At 63.0% G+C, this 19,990-nt stretch carries 26 protein-coding genes; 7 read left to right on the forward strand and 19 right to left on the reverse strand.

Annotated elements, in window-relative coordinates; genetic code table 11:
• Positions 1 to 32: 32 nt before the first annotated feature.
• Positions 33 to 1,838 (forward strand): methyl-accepting chemotaxis protein, encoded by a 1,806-nt coding sequence (locus ACYQML_RS18640; protein WP_461233642.1) that lies wholly within the window; start codon positions 33 to 35, stop codon positions 1,836 to 1,838.
• A gap of 634 nt (positions 1,839 to 2,472) precedes the next feature.
• On the opposite strand, the gene ACYQML_RS18645 is transcribed toward ACYQML_RS18640, so the two are convergent.
• The 15 genes from ACYQML_RS18645 to ACYQML_RS18715 all read right to left on the reverse strand — a co-directional run bounded on the left by ACYQML_RS18645 (position 2,473) and on the right by ACYQML_RS18715 (position 13,913).
• A complete protein-coding gene (locus ACYQML_RS18645; RefSeq protein WP_461233643.1) occupies positions 2,473 to 2,853 on the reverse strand; it encodes a hypothetical protein in 381 nt (126 codons plus the stop codon).
• A gap of 47 nt (positions 2,854 to 2,900) precedes the next feature.
• Positions 2,901 to 4,373, reverse strand: a complete 1,473-nt coding sequence (gatB, locus tag ACYQML_RS18650) for an Asp-tRNA(Asn)/Glu-tRNA(Gln) amidotransferase subunit GatB (protein WP_056424146.1) — start codon at positions 4,371 to 4,373, stop codon at positions 2,901 to 2,903.
• A gap of 68 nt (positions 4,374 to 4,441) precedes the next feature.
• A complete protein-coding gene (locus tag ACYQML_RS18655; protein WP_461223311.1) occupies positions 4,442 to 4,741 on the reverse strand; it encodes a hypothetical protein in 300 nt (99 codons plus the stop codon).
• A gap of 10 nt (positions 4,742 to 4,751) precedes the next feature.
• Positions 4,752 to 6,233, reverse strand: a complete 1,482-nt coding sequence (gene gatA / locus ACYQML_RS18660; protein ID WP_461233644.1) for an Asp-tRNA(Asn)/Glu-tRNA(Gln) amidotransferase subunit GatA — start codon at positions 6,231 to 6,233, stop codon at positions 4,752 to 4,754.
• A 93-nt stretch (positions 6,234 to 6,326) separates the two neighbouring features.
• The gene (gatC, locus tag ACYQML_RS18665; protein ID WP_056424141.1) at positions 6,327 to 6,614 is read right to left on the reverse strand and encodes an Asp-tRNA(Asn)/Glu-tRNA(Gln) amidotransferase subunit GatC; all 288 of its coding nucleotides are present in this window, start codon (positions 6,612 to 6,614) and stop codon (positions 6,327 to 6,329) included.
• Between the two features lie 408 nt (positions 6,615 to 7,022).
• The gene (locus ACYQML_RS18670; protein ID WP_461233645.1) at positions 7,023 to 8,246 is read right to left on the reverse strand and encodes an integrase; all 1,224 of its coding nucleotides are present in this window, start codon (positions 8,244 to 8,246) and stop codon (positions 7,023 to 7,025) included.
• Complete coding sequence (locus tag ACYQML_RS18675) at positions 8,204 to 8,506, reverse strand: hypothetical protein (protein ID WP_056424136.1); 303 nt, start codon at positions 8,504 to 8,506, stop codon at positions 8,204 to 8,206. Before ACYQML_RS18675 ends, ACYQML_RS18670 begins: the two co-directional genes overlap by 43 nt.
• Before the next feature lie 105 nt (positions 8,507 to 8,611).
• Positions 8,612 to 9,547: a hypothetical protein gene (locus ACYQML_RS18680; RefSeq protein WP_461233646.1), complete on the reverse strand. Its 936-nt coding sequence runs from the start codon at positions 9,545 to 9,547 to the stop codon at positions 8,612 to 8,614.
• 154 nt (positions 9,548 to 9,701) lie between these two features.
• Positions 9,702 to 10,028, reverse strand: a complete 327-nt coding sequence (locus ACYQML_RS18685; RefSeq protein ID WP_461233647.1) for a hypothetical protein — start codon at positions 10,026 to 10,028, stop codon at positions 9,702 to 9,704.
• Positions 10,025 to 10,675: a hypothetical protein gene (locus ACYQML_RS18690; protein ID WP_461233648.1), complete on the reverse strand. Its 651-nt coding sequence runs from the start codon at positions 10,673 to 10,675 to the stop codon at positions 10,025 to 10,027. Before ACYQML_RS18690 ends, ACYQML_RS18685 begins: the two co-directional genes overlap by 4 nt.
• Positions 10,663 to 11,016 (reverse strand): hypothetical protein, encoded by a 354-nt coding sequence (locus tag ACYQML_RS18695; protein ID WP_461233649.1) that lies wholly within the window; start codon positions 11,014 to 11,016, stop codon positions 10,663 to 10,665. The genes ACYQML_RS18690 and ACYQML_RS18695 overlap by 13 nt, the downstream gene beginning before the upstream one ends.
• Positions 11,013 to 11,540, reverse strand: coding sequence for a hypothetical protein (locus ACYQML_RS18700; protein WP_461233650.1), 528 nt, complete (start codon positions 11,538 to 11,540; stop codon positions 11,013 to 11,015). Before ACYQML_RS18700 ends, ACYQML_RS18695 begins: the two co-directional genes overlap by 4 nt.
• Positions 11,537 to 11,995 (reverse strand): hypothetical protein, encoded by a 459-nt coding sequence (locus ACYQML_RS18705; RefSeq protein ID WP_461233651.1) that lies wholly within the window; start codon positions 11,993 to 11,995, stop codon positions 11,537 to 11,539. The genes ACYQML_RS18700 and ACYQML_RS18705 overlap by 4 nt, the downstream gene beginning before the upstream one ends.
• Before the next feature lie 2 nt (positions 11,996 to 11,997).
• On the reverse strand, positions 11,998 to 13,467 hold the full coding sequence (locus ACYQML_RS18710; protein ID WP_461233652.1) for a hypothetical protein: 1,470 nt from the start codon (positions 13,465 to 13,467) through the stop codon (positions 11,998 to 12,000).
• Positions 13,468 to 13,565: 98 nt separating this feature from the next.
• Positions 13,566 to 13,913 carry a hypothetical protein gene (locus tag ACYQML_RS18715; protein WP_461233653.1) on the reverse strand — a complete coding sequence of 116 codons (348 nt, stop codon included), beginning with the start codon at positions 13,911 to 13,913 and terminating at the stop codon, positions 13,566 to 13,568.
• A gap of 361 nt (positions 13,914 to 14,274) precedes the next feature.
• Between ACYQML_RS18715 and ACYQML_RS18720 the strand changes: the two genes are divergently transcribed.
• Positions 14,275 to 14,865 carry a hypothetical protein gene (locus ACYQML_RS18720; RefSeq protein WP_461233654.1) on the forward strand — a complete coding sequence of 197 codons (591 nt, stop codon included), beginning with the start codon at positions 14,275 to 14,277 and terminating at the stop codon, positions 14,863 to 14,865.
• Positions 14,866 to 15,083: 218 nt separating this feature from the next.
• Here ACYQML_RS18720 and ACYQML_RS18725 read toward each other — a convergent pair whose 3' ends face one another.
• From ACYQML_RS18725 to ACYQML_RS18740, 4 genes are all read right to left on the reverse strand, one after another.
• Positions 15,084 to 15,851: a helix-turn-helix domain-containing protein gene (locus ACYQML_RS18725; RefSeq protein ID WP_461233655.1), complete on the reverse strand. Its 768-nt coding sequence runs from the start codon at positions 15,849 to 15,851 to the stop codon at positions 15,084 to 15,086.
• 384 nt (positions 15,852 to 16,235) lie between these two features.
• Positions 16,236 to 16,385 (reverse strand): hypothetical protein, encoded by a 150-nt coding sequence (locus tag ACYQML_RS18730; protein WP_461233656.1) that lies wholly within the window; start codon positions 16,383 to 16,385, stop codon positions 16,236 to 16,238.
• 94 nt (positions 16,386 to 16,479) lie between these two features.
• Positions 16,480 to 16,752: a hypothetical protein gene (locus ACYQML_RS18735; RefSeq protein ID WP_461233657.1), complete on the reverse strand. Its 273-nt coding sequence runs from the start codon at positions 16,750 to 16,752 to the stop codon at positions 16,480 to 16,482.
• A gap of 63 nt (positions 16,753 to 16,815) precedes the next feature.
• A complete protein-coding gene (locus ACYQML_RS18740; RefSeq protein WP_461233658.1) occupies positions 16,816 to 17,082 on the reverse strand; it encodes a hypothetical protein in 267 nt (88 codons plus the stop codon).
• Positions 17,083 to 17,156: 74 nt separating this feature from the next.
• Here ACYQML_RS18740 and ACYQML_RS18745 point away from each other — a divergent pair, with 74 nt between their 5' ends.
• The 5 genes from ACYQML_RS18745 to ACYQML_RS18765 all read left to right on the forward strand — a co-directional run bounded on the left by ACYQML_RS18745 (position 17,157) and on the right by ACYQML_RS18765 (position 19,791).
• On the forward strand, positions 17,157 to 17,381 hold the full coding sequence (locus ACYQML_RS18745; protein ID WP_056258444.1) for a helix-turn-helix domain-containing protein: 225 nt from the start codon (positions 17,157 to 17,159) through the stop codon (positions 17,379 to 17,381).
• A 160-nt stretch (positions 17,382 to 17,541) separates the two neighbouring features.
• Entirely contained in the window at positions 17,542 to 17,967 is a 426-nt protein-coding gene (locus tag ACYQML_RS18750; protein WP_461233659.1) for a hypothetical protein, read from the forward strand.
• Between the two features lie 116 nt (positions 17,968 to 18,083).
• The gene (locus ACYQML_RS18755) at positions 18,084 to 18,356 is read left to right on the forward strand and encodes a DUF837 domain-containing protein (protein ID WP_461233660.1); all 273 of its coding nucleotides are present in this window, start codon (positions 18,084 to 18,086) and stop codon (positions 18,354 to 18,356) included.
• Positions 18,353 to 19,018, forward strand: coding sequence for a hypothetical protein (locus tag ACYQML_RS18760; protein ID WP_461233661.1), 666 nt, complete (start codon positions 18,353 to 18,355; stop codon positions 19,016 to 19,018). The genes ACYQML_RS18755 and ACYQML_RS18760 overlap by 4 nt, the downstream gene beginning before the upstream one ends.
• Positions 19,015 to 19,791 (forward strand): hypothetical protein, encoded by a 777-nt coding sequence (locus tag ACYQML_RS18765; protein ID WP_461233662.1) that lies wholly within the window; start codon positions 19,015 to 19,017, stop codon positions 19,789 to 19,791. Before ACYQML_RS18760 ends, ACYQML_RS18765 begins: the two co-directional genes overlap by 4 nt.
• Positions 19,792 to 19,990 lie beyond the last annotated feature (199 nt).

Raw genomic sequence — 19,990 nt, forward strand, 5'->3', positions numbered from 1 at the left:
TCGCGAAGAGGTTTCAACAGCGCTTAAGGGCCATGAGCGATTCTTCCGGCATCTTCTCGGCTGGGTCGGGTCACGTGCTGAAATCCATCGACGCCTTTGAGAACGACCCGACCGCGGCGCCCGAAGGCGGGGGCGTCACCGACGCTGTGGCCGGCATGGCGACACTCATGTGCCACGCCGCCCGCGCCAATGGACAGGCCGCCAGCTTCACCCGCGAGATCCGTCGCCAATCGACAGGCGTCGACCGTTCCCTGGCGGCGACGCTCGGCAGCGTCGGGCGTGACACGGCGGCGGGGACGGCCGATCGCCTTCGCGGGGAACTCGTGGATGCGGTCGGGCAGGCCATGCGCGCGATCAACGCCGAGATCGCCCGCATCGGCGCGCGCATCGACACCAAGGCTGCCGAGGCGAGCCGGATCGTCGCCGCCATCGATGGGATCGGCGCGACGATCCGGATGCTGTCGTTGAACGCGACGATCGAGGCGGCGAGGGCCGGCGAGCATGGGCGCGGCTTCGCCGTCGTTGCCGCCGAGGTCCGCGCCCTGGCCGACCAGACCCGGGAGAGTGCACGCAACGCGGCCGGCATCATCGATTTCTCCGATGTCCGCGCCGATCTCTCCGCCCTGCGCGTCTCGACCGACCATGCCCTGGACGGACTCGCCGGTTCCGTGCGGTCCACCGCCGACCGGATCGAGACCCTGCTCGGCGGTGTCGGCGTCGAATTGTCCGCGATCAGCGCCAGCAACGCCTCCATCGGCGAGGCTCTCGGCGCCATGCAGAGCAGTATCGACCGGACGGAGGCCAAGGCCGTCCGCGCCCTGGCCCTGGCCGACGCCACGCTGCAGGCGGCCGTCTCGGGCCTGCCCGCGCCGGACATGGCCCGACACGGTCTCGCCCGCCGTCCGAAGGGCTTCGATCTCCTCGACGACATCCGGGCGCGCGGTACCCTGCGGATCGCCGTGGAGCCCGATTTCAAGGGGTTGTCCTTCCGCAAGGCTGCCGGCGGCGCCCTGCTCGGCCTCGACATCGCCTATGCCACGGCCTTCGCTCGCTCCCTCGGCGTCGCGCCGGTCTTCGTCGAATGCCCCTGGGACCAGTGCACGGAACTGCTCGATGCGGGCCGGACCGCCGCCGAGGCACCCGCCGACATCGTCTGGTCGGCCCTGCCGCCGAGCCCGGGATTCGGCGCCATCGCCTATTCGCAGGCCTATACCCACCTCCATTACGTGCTGGCCCGCCGCACCGGCGACACGCGCATCCGCAGTCTGTCCGACCTCGAAGGGCGGACCCTGGGCATCATCAACGATCCGAGCGCCTATGCCACGCTGGAGGCCGCCGGACTGCGCTGGGCCGAGAACCTCCAGGCGAAGGGAAGGCGGGTAGCGACCCTTGGCAGCCTCGTGCCAATCACCGACCAGGGCCGCATCCACGACGCTCTGGCCGAGGGCGTGGTGGATGCCTTCGCCGTGGACGCGCCGATCATGCACTGGGCCTGCACCGGCGCCGACAGCCCGTGGCGCGGCCGCATCGAGATCGTGCCCGGCAACATCGCACCCGCACCCTGGTACTACACCGCCGCCGTCGCCGACCATCCGAGCGCCTGCCGCCTGCTCATGGCGGCGGATGCTTTCATCGCTGCCTTCGCCGGCACGCCCGAGCGTCTGGCGATCGAGAGGCAATGGCAGGGGGCACCCGTGGCCGGAACTGGCAGCTACCGCGACGAGCCGGGGCGTCTGCGCGGCGCCGCGGATCTGGCCGCCGATTACGAGGCTGCGACGGGCAAGGCGCCGAGACTTTCCCCCTCGACCGGGAGCGGCGCCCTGCGAAACGTCGCCTGAGGCGGTCCTTCGCGGCGGCCGCGAGGCGCCAAGCGCCTGAAGGTCCATAGCTTTTCCCGAACCGTCCAGATGGGAATGAATACAGGTTCGAGAAAGTGGAGATAGGGACTTGACGCGAGTCAAATCCAGTCGCACCTTGATCATGTGCTTCGAAGCAAAGCACATCTCAAGCAACGAGGAGGCGCTGATCGTTTGTCGATCGCGACCAACTTAGCCGCAGGAGACGGGAATGACTCCACCCCAGCAGGATGCTGTGACGATCATCCGGGTTTAATTCGGTCCGGACGTTGAGCAGCACAAACACGAATTACGGGACGGAGGCGGTCTCCGGGGTGCAGAAGCGGCCGACACGGCACGACTTCGAATACGCAGAATGCCCCAACTCGACCGCTTCCGCCGCCTATGTCGTTGCAGGATCGGCCATGGTTCGTGGCGGATCGTCTGGTTTCGGGGCCCACCCGCTGCGCGATCCGCGCGAGCGGGATAATCCATGAGAGCATCGCTTTCGGCTGGCGCAGCTCCCCTCTTCTTCCATGCAGGGCGTTCGCAGATCTAAGCGTCGTGCCGGAAGCTGTCGGCCGTGGCTCGGCTGCACGGTCTCACGATGACCGAGCGCGTTAGGCGTTCGCTCTCTTCAATACGATAACCCTCGTCGCGCCCGCGTGGTCAACACCGCGTCGATGAAGGCCGCCTTCTCCGGCGCGATACGCCGCCATGGAAAGCCCGTCGCACCCCATCTTGAACGCGTTGGACTGCGCCAATAGCGGCCATTCTCGACGGTGAGTTGGAGGCCCAGCGGAATCGCGCGCGTCTCGTCCGCGAAGGCTGCGAAATCGTCCGTTTGGATCGAGCCGGGCTTCATCATCCGGAACGAGGCCGCGAGGGCAGCCTCGGCGCGGTCAAGCTCCGCCGCATCCACCCGCACGACAAGATCGAGGTAGCTTTTCGTGAGACACCCCGGAATGGCGCTGGCACCCACATGCCGGAGGTCGGTGTAGGGCGCGGCCGCCGCCATGTCCCTCCTGGGGACGAAGCCGGTCCGCGTCCAGGATCGGCCCAGCCTTATTCGATTCCGAGCTTCGCCTTCAGCAATGCGTTCACGGCCGCCGGGTTGGCCTTGCCGCCGGTGGCTTTCATGGTCTGGCCGACGAACCAGCCGAGCAGGGTCGGCTTTTCCTTGGCCTGCTGCACCTTGTCGGGGTTCTTGGCGATGATCTCGTCCACCGCCGCCTCGATGGCGCCGGTATCCGTCACCTGCTTCATGCCGCGCGCTTCGACGACCTGACGCGGGTCGCCACCCTCGGACCAGACGATCTCGAACAGGTCCTTGGCGATCTTGCCCGAGATCACGCCCTCGCCGATGAGATCGACGATGGCGCCGAGCTGGTCCGCCGAGACCGGGCTCGTCTCGATGCTGTGGCCTTCCTTGTTGAGGCGCCCGAACAGCTCGTTGATCACCCAGTTCGCCGCGGCCTTGCCGTCCCGGCCCTTGGCCACCGCCTCGAAATAATCGGCCGAGGACCGCTCGGCGATGAGCACACCGGCATCGTAGGGCGAGAGGCCGTAGGATTCGATGAAGCGGGCCTTCTTCGCGTCCGGCAGTTCCGGCAGTCCCTCGGCCAGCGCGTCGACATAGGCCTGGTCGAATTCCAGCGGCAGCAGGTCTGGGTCGGGGAAGTAGCGGTAATCGTGCGCCTCTTCCTTAGAGCGCATGGAGCGGGTCTCGCCCTTGCCCGGATCGAACAGCCGGGTTTCCTGGCTGATCGTGCCGCCATCCTCGATGATCGCGATCTGGCGACGGGCCTCGACCTCGATGGCCTGCCCGATGAAGCGGATCGAGTTGACGTTCTTGATCTCGCAGCGGGTGCCGAGCGGGTCACCGGGCTTGCGCACCGAGACGTTCACGTCGGCCCGGAGGGAGCCTTTCTCCATGTCGCCGTCACAGGTGCCGAGATAACGCAGGATGGTGCGCAGCTTGGTCACGTAGGCGCGCGCCTCCTCCGACGAGCGGAGATCCGGCCGCGAGACAATCTCCATCAGGGCGACGCCCGAGCGGTTGAGGTCGACGAAGCTCTGGGTCGGGTTCTGGTCGTGCAGGGACTTGCCGGCATCCTGCTCGAGATGCAGGCGCTCGATGCCCACCGTGATGGTCTCGCCCTCGGGCAGGTCCACCAGCACCTCGCCCTCGCCGACGATGGGGTCCTTGAACTGGCTGATCTGGTAGCCCTGTGGCAGGTCCGGATAGAAGTAGTTCTTCCGGTCGAACACGGAGCGATGGTTGATCTGCGCCTTCAGCCCGAGGCCGGTGCGCACGGCCTGGGCCACGCATTCCTCGTTGATGACGGGCAGCATGCCGGGCATCGCCGCGTCCACCAGGGAGACGTGGTCGTTCGGCTCACCGCCGAACTCGGTGGAGGCGCCGGAGAACAGCTTGGAGCGGCTCGTGACCTGAGCATGGATCTCCATGCCGATCACGACCTCCCAGTCGTGCAGGCCGCCCTTGATGAGTTTCTTGGGGTTCACGGCAGCGGTCATGATGGCCCGGATTCAGTGTTGCGCGGCGCGAAGGCGCGCCGGAAAGGTGGAAGGACCGGCCGGCGCGGTCAAGCGCGCAGGCGGTAGAGCTGGTGGGCGAGGAAGCCCAGGGTGCCCCACAGGAAGCCCGCCATCCAGCGGATGGGGAAGAAGGTCGGCCCGTCATGGCTCACCGGCGCCGGCCAGGGAATGCCGATGGCGGTAACGGCCCAGGACACCAGCACCGAGATGGCGAAAGCCATCAGCGAGACCAGGATGACCTTCACGAACTGATCCGACTTCCAGCCCATGACCAGCGCGATGGCGATCAGGACGGGATCGAACGCGGCCCAGATCCAGACGTCGAAAGGATAGACCGGGACGGTCATGGTCGCGCTTTCATGCCCACCACGCGGCGGGCAGCTTGGTCCGGCCTGCGGCTTCCTCGATCACCTGGGCGGCGGCGAACAGCGTCTCCTCGTCGAAGGGACGGCCGATGAGCTGGAGGCCCAGCGGCAGCCCCTGCGCGTCGAGGCCGGCCGGCACAGAGATGCCAGGCAGACCCGCCATGTTCACCGTGATGGTGAAGACGTCCTGGAGGTACATCTCGACGGGGTCGCCAGAGCCCTTCTCGCCGATGCCGAAAGCGGCGGACGGGGTGGCGGGCGTCAGGATCGCGTCGATCCCGGAGGCGTAGGCCTCTTCGAAATCGCGTTTGATCAGGGTGCGGATCTTCTGCGCGCGGACGTAATAGGCGTCGTAATAGCCCGCCGAGAGCACGTAGGTGCCGATCATGATGCGCCGCTTCACCTCGCGGCCGAAGCCCGCCGCACGGGTGTTCTCGTACATCCCGGCGATGTCCTTGCCGGGCACGCGCAGGCCGTAGCGAACGCCGTCATAACGGGCGAGATTCGAGGAGGCCTCGGCCGGGGCGACGATGTAATAGGCCGGGAGCGCGTAGCGGGTATGCGGCAGCGAGATCTCACGGATCGTGGCGCCCGCATCCTTCAGCATCGCGGCGCCCTGGTCCCAGAGGGCCTGGATCTCGGCGGACATGCCCTCCACCCGGTATTCCTTCGGAATGCCGATGGTGAGCCCCTTCACGCCCCGCGCCACCGCCGCTTCGAAAACGGGAACGGGCAGGTCGGCGCAGGTGGTGTCGCGGGCATCCGGCCCGGACATGGAGCCGAGCAGGATCGCGCAATCGCGCACCGTGCGGGCGATGGGGCCGGCCTGGTCGAGCGACGAAGCGTAGGCGACGGTGCCCCAGCGCGAGCAGCGGCCATAGGTCGGCTTGATGCCCACGGTGCCGGTGAAGGCGGCGGGCTGACGGATCGAGCCGCCGGTATCGGTGGCGGTGGCTCCGAGACAGAGATGGGCCGCCACCGCCGCCGCCGAACCGCCGGACGAGCCGCCCGGAACCAGCTTGGTCTCGGAGCCGCTCCGGCGCCAGGGCGAGACCACGTCGCCATAGGCGGACGTCTCGTTCGACGAGCCCATGGCGAATTCGTCGAGGTTGAGCTTGCCCAGCATCACCGCGCCGTCGCGCCACAGATTGTGGGTCACGGCGGATTCGTAATGCGGCTGGAACCCTTCGAGGATCTTGGAGCCGGCCGTGGTGGCGACGCCGTGGGTGCAGAACAGGTCCTTGACGCCGAGCGGCAGGCCTTCGAGGGGCCGTGCCTCGCCGGAGGCGATCTTGGCGTCTGAGACCTCCGCCATCTGCAGGGCGCGTTCCGGCGTCTCCAGCAGATAGGCGTTGAGGCCCCGCGCTTTCTCCATGGCGGCCAGATGCGCCTTGGCGAGATCCGTGGCGGAGAAGTCCTTGGCCTTCAGCCCGTCGCGGGCCTCGGCCAGGGTGAGTTCGTTGATCTGGGTCATGGGGCCTGTCCTCCAAAGCCCGCCGGACCCCGTCGCCCGTTTCCGGCGCCGCGCGGTCCCTCTCAGCGGGCAAGAATCACGAAATCGACGGAGCTACTCGACCACCTTCGGGACGAGGAAATAATGGTCCTCGGTCTCGGGAGCGTTGAAGACGATGTCTCGAGCGTGACCACCATCGGTGACCACGTCGGTCCGTTTCTTCATCGCCATCGGGGTGACCGAGGTCATCGGCTCTACGCCGCTCACATCGACTTCGGAGAGTTGCTCGACGAAGGCGAGAATGGCGTTGAGTTCGCCCTGCAGCGGCGCGACCTCGTCGTCACTCACTGCGATACGCGCCAGATGCGCGATGCGCCTCACTGTGGTTGCGTCGACCGACATGCTGCCTTCGGACCTCGGGACCTGCGCCGGAACGCGCGTCAGAGGCCGGGCTATAGCACCGGGCTTCGCGGCGCCGCAACGCCGGGGGCGGGCGGAAGCCCCAACTCAGACGATGGCATTGCCGGGATGAGAGGGAGTCTCGACGACGATGCCTTTGTCCTGCCGGACGATTTCCGACTGTCGGAAGCCAAGGACCAGAATTTCGAGAGCCAAGGCGAGCATGAGTTTGTGCCGGAACGACAACCGGCCCTCGCCGTCGGCAGGTCCGGTTCGCGGACCCGTGGGCGCCGGTCGCACCATGTCGAGGCATAGGGATATTCGGCCGAGCCGACGCATGGTGTCTCCGTATCGTTAAGAAATCCTTAACTACGAAGAGCACGAACTAGTTGCGATTGCTATCAGTCGTTCCTACTCGTTCCCTATGTCGTTCCCGCCCCGTTTCGCGACGCGCGCGACGGCAAAACGACGGTGGGCTTCGAGGCTGGAGCGGTCATAAACCGCAGCGGTGATACGAGGCTTCGAGTGCCCTGCTACCTTGCTCGCGTCGTCGGTCAATGCGCCGTTGTCCCTAGCCTCCGTAATGGCGCTTGCGCGCAGATCTCGGCACCAGAGATTGAGTGGGAGGCCCGCGGCCGTCCGCACGAGCTGCCATAACCTGCTCAGCTCATACGCTCGATACGGCCGGCCCTTCTGGTCGTGAACAATGATAGGGCCGATCCGCTTTTCCTCTGGCAAGTAGCTGATCTCTTCCATCACCATCGGACACAGCTTCAGGTCGACCGCGATCTCCGCTCCGCTCGTCCCCATTGTCTTGCTCGGCGCGAGGCGGAGGATCAGGTTTTCGTCGATGTGGCGCCATTCGAGGCCGGCCCACTTTGAGGTCCCGTCGATTACAGTGCTCATCACCGGGGCATTGATTGGGAACCACTGGCCCGCTACGTCCCACAGACGAAGGGTCGTCTCGAACTGTAGAGCGTAGCAGAGAGCCCCAGAGGGGCGCCCCATCGCGTGGGCCGCTCGCCGGGCTGCTACGACCTGATCGGCCGTTGCGAACGCCTTCCTCGGGCGTGGCCCGGAAACGCGAAGCTCGCTGATGTCGTCGCGGAGCTGTCGGCACTGGCGGTGTCCCGCCACGATGCAGAACGTCAGCGCAGCCTTGAGCACAGCGAGGGCCATTGCGCCGGCCGCCGGGTGCTTCCCGTCCTTCGACCACACCGCATGCCATCGCTTCACATTGAGCGCGGTGACGGCATCCACGTGGTGCTGTCCGATGTGCGGTGGGAGGAGGCGCAGGTAAGTCTCATAGGGGTGCCGCGAACCAGGCTTCAGCTTGTGGAACGGGCTTTCCTCGTGGGTCTCGTAGATCCGCAGGACGTCCGCAATCGTCCCGTTGAAGACCGTGGGGTCCACCCGATACCCGCCGAACCAAGTCAGCATATCGGCCTGCAGCGCGCGGCACTTCGAGGCCAGGATGGTGGGGTCAGCAGCGTATCTCTGAAGGTTCACGCTCTTCGGGCTGTATCCGGCCGCCACGATATCGGCTCGCGCGATCCAGTAAGGCGTTCGCCCCCCTCGTCGCGGTCGCCATTTCAGACCCGGTGCAGCGCCCTGCCCTTCTTCTTCGGGTTCCATTGTCCGTCCTCCTGAGGTTGCCGTGGCGCCGTGGCCGTCTCGGACGGGCGGGCACGATGAACGCGGTCGTAGAAATCTCGTACCGCTGGGGTGTAGCGCCCATCGGGAGTCCGCTTCGGGAATCCGCAGGCTTCCAGCTTCGGCAGGCTCAGAAGCAGTCGCTCGACCTTTTCGATGTCGCGCCCGACCACCGCCTCGGCGATCTCACGGTCACTCGCGAACAAGGGGAGCTGATCGAAGGTGATGCGGCCTCTAGGCATGGCTGAACCTATTAACGGGAAGAGGTATTCGCGCCGATGACCTGAGGAGCCAACGTTGTTAGCCGAGCTCTTCTTGCGGTCAGCCGGTCATCGACGCGAACGGTGCTAGAAGTGGAAGGTGTCGGACGAGATCCGATCGCCTACAGTGGCGCTGCCGTCATCGAAGAGCTTGGCGTCCATGCTTACGGGCGCGCCTCGATCTGGGTGGAGCTTGTAGGTTGCCGTTACAGCTTTGCGGGCAGCCTTCTTCAGGTCATCCATTTCAGCGGAGCAGCGACCTTCCATGCACTCCTGATAGACTGTATAAATAGCATCTTGCCGCCGATCCTCTGGATAGCCGCAGGGCACACAGTAGCTGATCCTCCGAAGTAGTTCTTCGGCCGGAGTGGATACGACGCTTCGGATCGTGTTTGCATTCAGGCCGAGCCGGCCCATCCTAATTGCCGCGCTCTCCCTTGTTCTACCCGGAGGCACAATCCCTCGACGGATCATGTCATCTTCTTTGGATGTGAAGTGACCTTGGTTCGTTGATTGAAGCCCGAGCTTTCTGCATTTTGCCGCAATGGCCGTTAACGTGCGGTGCGGAAGACTCTTTCGGATCGCACGATAATCCGGCGCCTTTTCACGAAGCACCTGTAGCTCAGTAATGGTCCACGACTCCCTTTTCCCCCGCCTGCTAGTTTCTATGATCCCATAATATGCCGCCCTACCCTTGATCGCCCTGGCTGTAAGGCCGGGGAACATGAGCGCGATAGCATCGGCTTTTTTTGGGTACAGCTTCTGGAAGACCAGCCTCATGTCTTCGACGCTATATTCTCGTCCATTTCTGTCGGCCGCTGACGGAGCTGCATATCCTGTGATGCCCAATGCATAGAGACGATAGACGAGGCAATTGCTTTTCATGCTAGGGAACAAAGCCTTGAACTCGTCCATGCGCTCGGGGCACATGGCACGCAGGAGAGCATTGATGTCGTTCGTATCGTAAGTTTTTCCGGCAGCATCGACAGCAGATACCTTCCGGTATCCGATACCCTTGCCCATATTCTCGGCGTATCTGCGATGATCCATGTTTGATGCCCTCAATTAGTATCGCCGCTCATAAATGCGCTGAGTCGGCCCTGGCACGGTCGCCGTAAGCAGTATTACCACCGCCCCAGCTGCCTGATTTCGTCGTCAATGTACCAAAGGGCCTTTTTCAGATGCCTGATGTTGGGCGATTTCTTGAGGCCGCGGCTGTGCGCGAATAGGTGGCCCATAGGGGGTGCTCGCCCTCAGGCCCGAATAGGTCAGGCAGGGCGGCTGTCACGGTGCGGTGGATTTCGTTGAGGCGGTCGTTCTCACGATCGCCGGCCGCATCCCGCGCGTCTTGGTCAGGCAGAACCTGATCTTTCTCGGGTACCAGATCGCCGTAGAGGTATCCCTGAAAGGCAAGGTCGACCACGAGCAGGCCGATCTCGTCGCGCTGGCTCGCTGGCAGTCGCATCCACGCGGCGCGGACGTCGTCGAGGGTCGGCACCATCATGGAACGCCTCCGTTGAGGAGCATGCTGAGTTCCGCCGCACGGGCTTCTGCGATGGCGTATTTCGGCTGGTAGTCGGCTGCGAGGTCGGCTTCCTCCTCCAGCGACCATTGAAGGTGAGCGCGCAGGGCGAGAGCCTCGATACGGGTCGTGCATGGTGTGGTGAGCACCCGGTCGAAGGCGGCTTGCATGTCGCCCTGCGCCTCGTAGGCCGCATCAAGATCGACATCCTCGTGAGGCGCGATCTGGAAGGCGTCCCATGCCGCGCGGTGAGCTAAAATCACGTCAGAAACGGTGGGTCGATTCGCGACCTCAACATCCTGTTCTGGCTTGATAATTTCGACCCACAGCATCGAAAGTCGCAAGGTGGAATCACAGCCCTCCAGGGCTGCCCCGATACGCTCGAAGCCGTCGGTGTATTCCTCGTATCGGACGTAGTGCGCGACGAGAGCCTGGAGGCCCCCCATCGTCACTGGCACCATGGTGTTCATGGCCCGGCGGGCGTCGAGGCAGCGGTCCACTGCCAGATTATGGGCCCGCATCGCCTCCTCGTCGTCCTCATCCAGGGTTTCGAGAATGAGGGTCAGGGCGTCGTCGGCGGCGCGGTGATCCGAGATCACCGACAGGATTGGATCCGCTACTGCATCCATCGGAGGCACCCCGTGGATTCGCAGCGGCCGTGAAGATGACCGTTAAGACTATCGCGCGCCCAGACCAGACGGCCGGCACAGGTTGGGCAGGGCAGGATACCGGACGACGCAGGGTCGTCGGCAATCATCTTGAAGATCTGGATCAGCGGGTTCGGCGGATCGATGAAGGTAGCCTTGGCCCCCTCGGCGAGCCCTTGCAGCGCGGCGACAGCGGCCCGTTGCCGGACCTCGCTCGCATCGTCACGCACTTCGATGGAGATGGCCGCGATGAGCGCCATGTCGATCATCGCGGACACACCGGCTTTGAAGCCCTCGTTGTAGGCGTTGCCGGCTGCGCTCATGGCTTCGCCCTCTCGCGTTTGGCGAAGTCCCTGGCTTGATGAAGCCGAGCGACAATGGTCTCCATCCATGAGGCGTCCTGGTTGGTCGGCCAGAATTCGTGCGCCTCGATGCGCTTGAGCAGCACGACCTCATCGGGCCGCAGGAATTTGCCGCCGACCTTCCTCGGCAGGGCCTTGCTCTCGGCGATGCAATGCTTTGCCACCTCCCACCACGGAATCACTTGTTCCGGGTGCCAGACGGTCAGTCCGAAACGTCGGGAGGGTGATCTCGGATGGGTGTCGTCACGACCGTCGAAGGCCGCCTCACGGTAAGTGTCGGCGTAATTGAACCCTTCGCCGGAGGAGAGCGGCTTGTTGACGATCTTAGCCTTCACCAGGGATTCGGTGAGGTCGTGGAAGTCGGCGTCTGCCGAGGCGAGCGTCCGGCCGATCGCCCGCACCGTCGAGACCACCTCCCCGTCGTTGTCGCTGCCGAGGAGCGGGAGCAGCTTGATGAGCTTCGGCTGGATGGAATGGGGGATCATGACGTTCCCCCTTCCGTGAACAGCGCGGGCTGCTTTTCCTGCGCCAGGGCCCAGACCTCGACACAGGTTTCGTGCCCGAGGAGTTCGTAGGCCGCGTGGACAAAGGCTTGCCGCTTGGCATCAACCTTCGTCGTCGCGTTGGCGTGGGTGTCCTTGATCGCCAACGCCTTCTCAGCGCGCCGGAGTTCGCCGATGCGGGCTTGAAGCACTGGCCGGCTCCGACGCTTCCTCTTGAGAGCGATCTCGGCTCGGGTCTTCCACGATGGGTCATCGCTCTCGAATCCGAGGGTGATCTGGTCCTCGATCGCGAGGATAGCGCCATCGATCTCGTCGAGGATGGCCCGGCCCTGCGCGGAGGATTGGATGTCCTCCAGCCGGATCTCGGAGCCGTCGCGGAGGAGGATGGTATTTACCCCACGGATATCGGTGGTGGTGGAAGTGCGAAACTCGGCCATGATCAGGCCACCGCCGAGAGGTCGCGAACGAAGGCGGCCCGCTGATTGGCGTCGTCGTTCTCGACAATGAAACGGGCGAGGATTGAGAGGCGAGTTAGCCGTGGATCGTCGGCACAGTCCGGACGCGATAGTGCCTCTGAATGGATAGCGTCGGCGAGGCGGTCGCAGGCATCGGCGATCCAAGCGACGAATTCACCAGCGGGCTGGATTTCTTGCTTTTCGTTCGAGCAGCGTGGCTGGCAGCCTACGGCCGAGCAAAGTTCACGAACGAATTGCACGACGTCATGCAGCCCTTCGAGCTGACGGATCTTCATGCCCGCGATGTCAAAATCCGGTGGGCCCGGCATTGGCTTAGAGGCTCGACCTGAGATGAGCCTACTTTCGGTGAGGCCGGCGACAGCGTCGTGAATGTCTAAACAGAGGCGTCCGGCAATCCCATAGCCTTCGCGAGGTGTATCCGCATGCCAGACGGCGACGTACTCTAACCAAGCCTGCGCAATGGCCTTAGCTGGTGCGTTCTCGCGAGTGGCACGAAGCGCAGCCGCTCTGTCGATCAGGCTATCCCGGATGTCAGCGTTGCACTTCCAGGATTCCTCGTCATCTGAGTTTGAGCCATTCGTGCATGTCTTCGTCCACTCGCCCCATGCGTTCAGCAGCTCATCCACAAGCGGGAGAGGGGCTTTCTCCAGGGCCGCCACGTCACGGAGGATGGATGCCATCATCCTGTCGAGGCCGTCGCGGCTCCCGTCATCCGGATTGTGCCGCTCCCAATCTTCACCGAACAGTCTAGCCTTAGCTGCGAGATCCGAGAGCGACGCAGCGGGTTCCGCGATGGCACGTTCCCAAATTTCAGAGTGCTTCGCGATCTCGACGTTGAACCGCTCGTCGCCCCAGCCTTTTCCGCTGCATTCACTATTGATCCATACTACGTGCTTCACCGCCCAATCGCAGGCTTCAGCGAGATCACTAAAAGCAGAGAAAGGAGTTGGAATGCTAGAACGCGAGCTCAATTCCAATGCTGCGTTGGGAAGAGCATACAGCACATCTGCGACGTTCCTCAGGACCGTACAGATTTCGTCCTGATCAATTGCGTGTGGCTCATCTGCCAGGTAGCGCAATTGCAAAGCCGCTTCCGTCGCGTCCGTAGGCCGATAGTGCACGACCATATCTGAGGCGTACTGTTCAGCGTCGGAGGCCGTCTCGTAGGTCTGCTCTAGTTGCTTCAAGGTGGTAGGAGACAAGACGGTACCCGCACGCCGCATAGCTACCGTATCGGTATTCTTCGCAGCAGCATCCAGTGCGGCACGTGCTTTGCGGTGAGCCTGAATGGCCTGGGCCAGGGAGAGCCGCTTCGAGGGCTCGGTGAGCAGCCGCGTGGCGGCGTCGTCTATGTTGTGATCGTCGGCGGTACTGCAGCCATCTGCCTTGGCTTCAGACACAGGGGTGCGATCAACGCAAAGGCGCTGTTCCATGACTTCATCTCCGTGGGTTGGGTGAAGGCCCTCGCCGGCTATTCAGACCTGCGTGGGCCGCTTGAAACGTACGCCTCGGTGAGCGCGTCCGTGACCTCTTAAATCTCGGGTGCTTCGGGCACGCTCTCGTGGTCGTCGTGCATGCACAGCGTGAGCATGACCGAAGGGGTGAGAAGCGTGTGCGCGGCAAGGGTGACGGTGCCGGTCTCCACGTCGTGCGTGTTCGACGTGTAGAGGCCGCTGCGGACCATCAGGAAAAGGATGGTGTTGATCTCGCCACCGCACTCTTCCTCGGACAGGCCAAGCCAGTCCTGCAGGTGCTTGAACAAGGCGAAGGGGCTGATCGGGCCGGCGAGGTGGGCCGTGTGCCGGATCGCTTCAGCGAGCAGGGCCGCACGCGATTCGGGTTGGCCCAAATCAACAATGCGAGGATTGCGCTTATGCATGGCGACCTCCCGTACGGGCGGGAGTTCTGATCGCATTGAGGACAACCCTCGATTTACGCTGGCGCATCAAAAGGTTCTGAGTTGTTAATAGTGTGGCCTGGGATGGCCGTGAACCAACCCAGGCCTCGCAGCAACCAACCGACTGGACCGATTGGAGACTACGAATGGAGAGGCCGGCCCCATGGACCAGCGGACGGATGATTCCGAGCCCATTCCTGCTGATGTCGGAGCGGGACAGGGAGGAGGCGGAGCGCAGAATCCGGGAGGAGGAGCGTCGTCGCAGAGAGGAACTGGAGCAGGAGCGACGGCAGCGGATAGAGGAGGAACGGAAACGCAACCAACAGGACAAGAGCCCGACAGATTGGGACGATCCGAAAAGCCCGCGCCGCCGCTGACCGACGAGCAGAGATGCCGTTTCAGTCTTCTCAAGAACGTTCGCTATCACGAGGATCGTGAGGGGCACTTTGCCTGGATCAATCGAGCCTTGGATCTCTTTGTCCTCGTGAGCGGACTGGGCACCGTCGTTGCGCTCTCGGACTTGCTGCCTCCCTGGGCACGGGTAGATGGGCGATGGATCGCCGCAGCAACCAGCGTTGTGGGAGCGGTTCAGCTTGTCTTTGCGCTCGGCCGACGTGAAGCGCTGCATGCTGATTTGAGGCGCCGCTTTCTCGCGCTTCTCGCCGACCTTGATGCCGAAAACGCCAAAGATACGGGGCGCCGTATGCGTGCCCTGTTCGGCGACGAGCCGCCGACGTTCCATGCCGTCGACAAACTGGCTTACAACGCCGCGATGACCGCTCTCGATCGTCCTACCGCTTCCATGATTGTGGTGACGCCCTCGCAGAGGATTTGGCGAAACTGGAGACGCTACGAAGGCGTACAGTTCCCACGCGTTGGTGACGCGCAGGCTGCTGCCAGGGTGCCTGCTTGGTGGCAGCGTCCGAAGGTCTGAAGCTCCATCTTTGACCATGGTTCAGCCTTCCATACGAGTGAAGGCATTGCCGATCGCCCAGAGCAGCACGAAGGCGCAGAGAGGAATGAAGGGGTAGGCGTTCGCGAGCATAGTTCGGCTCCACCGCGTGAGGTGATGAAGCATATTCTGCATAAGGCAGAACGATGGTCAACTGCGTTTTGCAGATTTTTGGAGACCCAACCCTTTTTTGCAGACTGTTAGTACCGCGGGATATCGAATTTATTTTTCAAGTTTAACGAGGTTTGATCCTTAGGTTTGTAAAACTCCTTCAGCTTAAGTGCCGTATAATGTGGAACTATTGCCATGACTGGTACAGCAGTGTGGATAATCATATCTCGCATCGTTGGCAGCAATAGTCGCTCAATATTATACTTACCGGAAGATGCGCCGGGATATGGATATCCCATGGCAGGATAATCTGTTTGATCGGTAATATATGTCATAAAACAAGGAGTGCCTATTTTATTTTCTGTCATTTCGTTATCCAGAAGATCAAGATATATCAATGATTTGTCTTCTGCGAAGCCCTTTAATCCGTGTCCATCTACTAATACTACACCTTGTACCGTACGCCTTAATGGCAGCGGTGGAAATTTTTCTAAGTCATCTCCCCTGGTGTCTGGGGATACTGGGTAAAACACACCATCAGCTTTTACAGTACCAACAAACCGTGCGGGCCTTGCTAGATCCCCAGTCTGCAGGTCCAGACCAAAGGCTAGCCAAGACAATGAGACGTCGAAAGCTTTCGCATAGCGTTCGATGTCTTCCTTCTTGATGCCACGCGTCCCGCTTTCGTGGCCGCTATATGTCCCATATGGAACGCCAAGGCGCTGCGCAGCGTCCTTGGCAGTGGCATGCCCGGCATTCTGGCGGGCCATTTTTAGGCGATCGAAAATTTCCATGGCTTCATAAAGCAGATTGTGGTCTGCAAGTCGCAGAATGGCGCTTGACGGAGAATTCTGCATATCGCAGATTATCGATTATGATGTCTGCTCGCGAAATCATTGACGCCTTCGGTTATGCGTTGCTAGCGAACTTGCTCGGATGCCCGGCAGGTACAGTAAGCGCCTGGAAAACGCGCAATGCGATACCGCAGCCATATTGGCGACAGATCGAGAAGGAGGCTGGTCGGCTCCGGCTCGGGAACATCACCTACGCCGACCTCGAAAACAGCGCGCGGCCCAGAAGGCGTCGACAGCACGACTGCGGGCCTGCAGAGGCTCAGGCATGATGCCGGCCTCACGGTCCCATTCGCATCAGCGATACGCTCACTTGCCCAAGCAAGGCTGCGGCCGGTATGTCATTGGCGACTTGGCCGCGGTCAACGTGAACGCACGGGTGGTAACCCTTCACGACCAAGCCCTCACAATGATGAGCAGCCCCACCGGGACGACGCACATCAGGCCGATCGCCCACTGGATCTCGTTCCGGGCGCTCTTCATCTCGCCTTCCAAATTGGCGATACGTGCCTCCAGGGCGCGGAACCGGGCCTCGTCCATTCGTCGCTCCCTCGCTTCGGTTCGTGACCCGCTGGCGGCGTTCCACCGGCTGAATGTCCATGCCGTTGCCGGGTCTCTCAGGGCTTATTGTCTCTCAGCATCCCATCCGCATCAGAGCGCCGCCCACGCTGTGGAGCAAGCGCGCCGCATCGTTGCCGTCCGGTGTTCGCCCCCGGTCATCGAGCCGGTTCGCCAGTTGCTCCAGCACCTCCCGTCGATCCACTCTGGGCAGTGCACTGGCCAAGTCCAGCATCAGTACCGCCAGGGCGTCCGCAAGGGTTTCTCGCGTCACGGGGGCGGAGCCGGCGCCTCCCGTTCCAGGATCTCCGGTGCGATAGGCAGCCGGCCGTTCGCTCAAAGCATCCATGGCGTCATTGTCCTGGCGGAGGGGGCGGGATTCGGAACGCAACAACACAGGCGTTCGCCCGGATTAGCCACGTGTGATCGGTTCGATTCGCCACGCCTTCGTCTGTTCCGCCAAGGCAGCGAAGGCCAGATGGAGGTCGCTCATGCCGAACGGGACGATCTCGGTGGTGGTCACCGAATCCGCCTCGATGCTGACCCTCGCATGCCCCCGGCAGCCAGTACGGCCGAACGCGAACTCGATCTCCAGCGTCTCCCCACCGAGATCGACGTCCAACTCCCGTTCGATACTCTCCAGCTGGATATCGAACATGTCTTCTTCCGGCGTGCCCATCGGGGCCTTCCTTCCTCGTCGCTTGGACGTCCGTGTCGATTGTCCCGTCCCCCTGCAGGGAGGCTCGCTGCCTGATGCTGCTCAAGGACTTCATGCGGTCCGAGGACCTGTCCGACTCGGAGATGGCCGAGAAGATCGGCGACATCTCCGAGTACGGCGTGAGGAAGCTGCGCTTCCGTACCCGTGGCCCCTCGGTGCGGGTTGCCGCCCGTATCGAGGAGGTTACCGGCGGCAGGGTCAGATCCGCTGACCTGCAGCCGCTGACGAACCGCCGCGCACCCGCGGAGGCCATGTCGTGATCGTTTCCGTTCGTCCCATCCTGTTCCTGCCGTCCGCGCTCTCCCGCCAAGGCGCCGCGTCCGTCAGCCAGTCCTTCGTTCCGACCCCCAACGTCATTTCTCATCCTCTGGTCTCCCGTCGTGGTCGAACATCACAAGACCAGAGGAGCCACCCGAGATGTTGGGCAAGTCACCCGAGAACGCGGGTAAATCACCCAAGGGCCGCGAGGCTGTCGCCATGAGCTCTCAGGCCGAAGCCCGGTATCTGGTGGAGTTGATCGCGGGCCCCATGCGGCTCGGCGAGAACGTGAAGGCTGCGCTCTCCCGTGTGGCCCGCACCACGGGACTGAACGACCGCCGGGTGCGCGGCATCTGGCACAACGAAGCCCGCTCGATCCGCTCCGAAGAGATGGATCGCCTCAGAGAAGCAGCGCGAGACGCTCGTGCAACGGAGCAGGCGCGCAATGAGCACAGGTCCGTCCTTTCCCTCCTCGCCACCGCCGACGCGGCCCTGGGCCTTCCGGGCCCGGACGTGGATCGCTCGGATGATCCTGCGCTGGGCTTCGGGCCTGGCGATCATGATCGCCCCCTGGATCAGGGACACTGAGCGGTGATCCCACTGACCCACGCCCAGCCGCCGCCGGCCTGACCCGCTCGTAGCGCTTCGCCATCCTCATCCCTCACGCCCGAACACGGCGCTCCCGAACCTTGGAGCTTTGGCCGATGCCCCTTGCTGTCTCGTCACCCCCCATACCCGAGCGCGTGAAGGCGTATCGGAGCGCCCTTTTCGATCGCTGGGTCGACGCCAAGCGGCGCGCTCATCAGAGCGAGGACATCGCCGACCATCGCGCGGCGGTCGACGCCTACACCGCCTTCATGCGGGCGCATCTGGCATCCGACGAACGAACGCAGCTCGAACTCGAGGATGAGCTTGCGCGGCTCACCGTCGAGAATGGCAGACTGCGAGCCCGTGTTCGCGGAGGAGGACCATCATGACATTCACGTTCGATGATTCGGATCCAGATTTTACGCCGGGCTTGGACGACATCTTTCTGCACAGCGCGATGCTGCGGGATTTTGAAGTGCAGATTCTGGATGATCGCTCGTTTCGCTGCTTGATGAACCTTGTTCGGCTCTGTGCCGCCGCGCGAGCCTGGACATACACCGCCCCGGAACCTGGAGGGTGGGTCCATGCCGGCGATGAAGGGCTAGCTCGCGCGGTAGGAGTGAGCCGCAGCCTGTGGCTCTCGAAGATTAAACCGGCGCTCTTGCCCTTCCTCGAAATCAAAGATGATCAGCTCCGCGTAGCCCGCGAATGGTTCCTGACGCGGACGGAGCGGGAGAGACAACTTTCCATGCGCCGCAGCCAATTAATCCACCCGGGCATTTTCACAAACGAAGCCTTCGTGTCGGTCTCTGCCTCCGCACGTGTTCTGCTTCTTGGGCTCGGTACCTTAGCGGACGAAGCGAAGCGGTTCCCGTGGAACGAGGACGTCATCGTAAGCGCATTGGCGATGCCGAACGCGGCTGCAGAATTGGTTGAGCTGGAAACGGCGTCTTTAATCGCTCGGGAAGGGCGGCAGGGGGTGATCCTCTTCGATTATGGCTTTGGCAGCGGCGACGACGGCAACTCTAGCGACAGTGAGGACACGCTATGAGCCGCTGGTTTCGCCATTACGCGGGTCTAACCACCGATCCAAAGTTCGGAGGTGTTGCGCGCCGCTCAAAGGCTTCCCGAGAACGTGTTGTCTTCGTTTGGTGCTGTTTGCTGGAGAGCGCTGCGGAGGTGAACGAGGGCGGACGGTTCGCGATCGATGCAGATAGCATTGCCGACGTGCTGTCCTGCGAGACGGCCGAGGTTCAAGCGATTCTCGACCAGATGGAAGCAAGCGGACTGCTCGCCGACTCGAGGGTAGGAAAATGGGCGGACCGCCAGTTTGAGAGCGATACGTCCGCGTCACGGACACGTCGCTATCGAGAGAAGAAACGTCACGGAGACGATATTGTGACGTCACGCGACGGCGGCGTGACGCCCCCAGAGACAGAGACAGAGACAGAGACAGAGGCAGATACAGAACTAGCTCTGGTAGAACCACCTGAGCCTCTTCCTGAAAAACCTAAGACTGACACTCGCACCGCCGCTTCGCGATCGGTGCCGGGAGCGAGCCGGTATTTTTTCGAGAGCGGCGTCATCCGGCTGACCCAGCCCGATTTCCTGAAATGGGAGGCGGCGTTCCCCAACATCAGCCTTCGATCCGAGCTCACCGGGCTGACCGGTTGGGCCGGCGAGCAGGCCAACTGGTTCTTTGCCGTCCCCGGTGCCCTGGCCAAGCGAGAACGGGAGGCGCGGCTCGCGGCAGAGCGGTTCAGACTTGAGGCCAAGGCGAAGGCCGAGGCGCCGCGGCCAAAGCCCTACGGCTACGTGCCGTGAGATCGGTCGATGAGATCCTTCGCGAATTCGGGATCGTCCTGCGGTCGACATCCCCCGGCCGGCACTACGCGATCTGCCCTCAATGCTCGGTCACCGCCAAGCACGCCGCCAACCGCCGACGCCGTTCCCTGGGCGTCACGATCGACGCCGGTGGCGTCGGGTTTCGATGCCTCAACTGCGATCTGAGCGGCGGGAAGTA

It is taken from the genome of Methylobacterium sp. CM6244, from assembly GCF_054817885.1.

Coding starts and splice junctions, on each gene's coding strand:
- gatC (WP_056424141.1), bottom strand. CDS start 6,614: ATGTCGGTCGACGCAACCACAGTGAGGCGCATCGCGCATCTGGCGCGT.
- ACYQML_RS18685 (WP_461233647.1), bottom strand. CDS start 10,028: ATGATGGTGCCGACCCTCGACGACGTCCGCGCCGCGTGGATGCGACTG.
- ACYQML_RS18765 (WP_461233662.1), top strand. CDS start 19,015: ATGAGCCGCTGGTTTCGCCATTACGCGGGTCTAACCACCGATCCAAAG.
- ACYQML_RS18695 (WP_461233649.1), bottom strand. CDS start 11,016: ATGAGCGCAGCCGGCAACGCCTACAACGAGGGCTTCAAAGCCGGTGTG.
- gatB (WP_056424146.1), bottom strand. CDS start 4,373: ATGACCGCTGCCGTGAACCCCAAGAAACTCATCAAGGGCGGCCTGCAC.
- ACYQML_RS18655 (WP_461223311.1), bottom strand. CDS start 4,741: ATGACCGTCCCGGTCTATCCTTTCGACGTCTGGATCTGGGCCGCGTTC.
- ACYQML_RS18700 (WP_461233650.1), bottom strand. CDS start 11,540: ATGATCCCCCATTCCATCCAGCCGAAGCTCATCAAGCTGCTCCCGCTC.
- ACYQML_RS18715 (WP_461233653.1), bottom strand. CDS start 13,913: ATGCATAAGCGCAATCCTCGCATTGTTGATTTGGGCCAACCCGAATCG.
- ACYQML_RS18740 (WP_461233658.1), bottom strand. CDS start 17,082: ATGGGCACGCCGGAAGAAGACATGTTCGATATCCAGCTGGAGAGTATC.
- ACYQML_RS18640 (WP_461233642.1), top strand. CDS start 33: ATGAGCGATTCTTCCGGCATCTTCTCGGCTGGGTCGGGTCACGTGCTG.
- ACYQML_RS18680 (WP_461233646.1), bottom strand. CDS start 9,547: ATGGGCAAGGGTATCGGATACCGGAAGGTATCTGCTGTCGATGCTGCC.
- ACYQML_RS18710 (WP_461233652.1), bottom strand. CDS start 13,467: ATGGAACAGCGCCTTTGCGTTGATCGCACCCCTGTGTCTGAAGCCAAG.
- ACYQML_RS18690 (WP_461233648.1), bottom strand. CDS start 10,675: ATGGATGCAGTAGCGGATCCAATCCTGTCGGTGATCTCGGATCACCGC.
- ACYQML_RS18745 (WP_056258444.1), top strand. CDS start 17,157: ATGCTGCTCAAGGACTTCATGCGGTCCGAGGACCTGTCCGACTCGGAG.
- ACYQML_RS18670 (WP_461233645.1), bottom strand. CDS start 8,246: ATGGAACCCGAAGAAGAAGGGCAGGGCGCTGCACCGGGTCTGAAATGG.
- ACYQML_RS18645 (WP_461233643.1), bottom strand. CDS start 2,853: ATGGCGGCGGCCGCGCCCTACACCGACCTCCGGCATGTGGGTGCCAGC.
- ACYQML_RS18735 (WP_461233657.1), bottom strand. CDS start 16,752: ATGGATGCTTTGAGCGAACGGCCGGCTGCCTATCGCACCGGAGATCCT.
- gatA (WP_461233644.1), bottom strand. CDS start 6,233: ATGACCCAGATCAACGAACTCACCCTGGCCGAGGCCCGCGACGGGCTG.
- ACYQML_RS18705 (WP_461233651.1), bottom strand. CDS start 11,995: ATGGCCGAGTTTCGCACTTCCACCACCACCGATATCCGTGGGGTAAAT.
- ACYQML_RS18675 (WP_056424136.1), bottom strand. CDS start 8,506: ATGCCTAGAGGCCGCATCACCTTCGATCAGCTCCCCTTGTTCGCGAGT.
- ACYQML_RS18725 (WP_461233655.1), bottom strand. CDS start 15,851: ATGCAGAATTCTCCGTCAAGCGCCATTCTGCGACTTGCAGACCACAAT.
- ACYQML_RS18755 (WP_461233660.1), top strand. CDS start 18,084: ATGCCCCTTGCTGTCTCGTCACCCCCCATACCCGAGCGCGTGAAGGCG.
- ACYQML_RS18730 (WP_461233656.1), bottom strand. CDS start 16,385: ATGGACGAGGCCCGGTTCCGCGCCCTGGAGGCACGTATCGCCAATTTG.
- ACYQML_RS18760 (WP_461233661.1), top strand. CDS start 18,353: ATGACATTCACGTTCGATGATTCGGATCCAGATTTTACGCCGGGCTTG.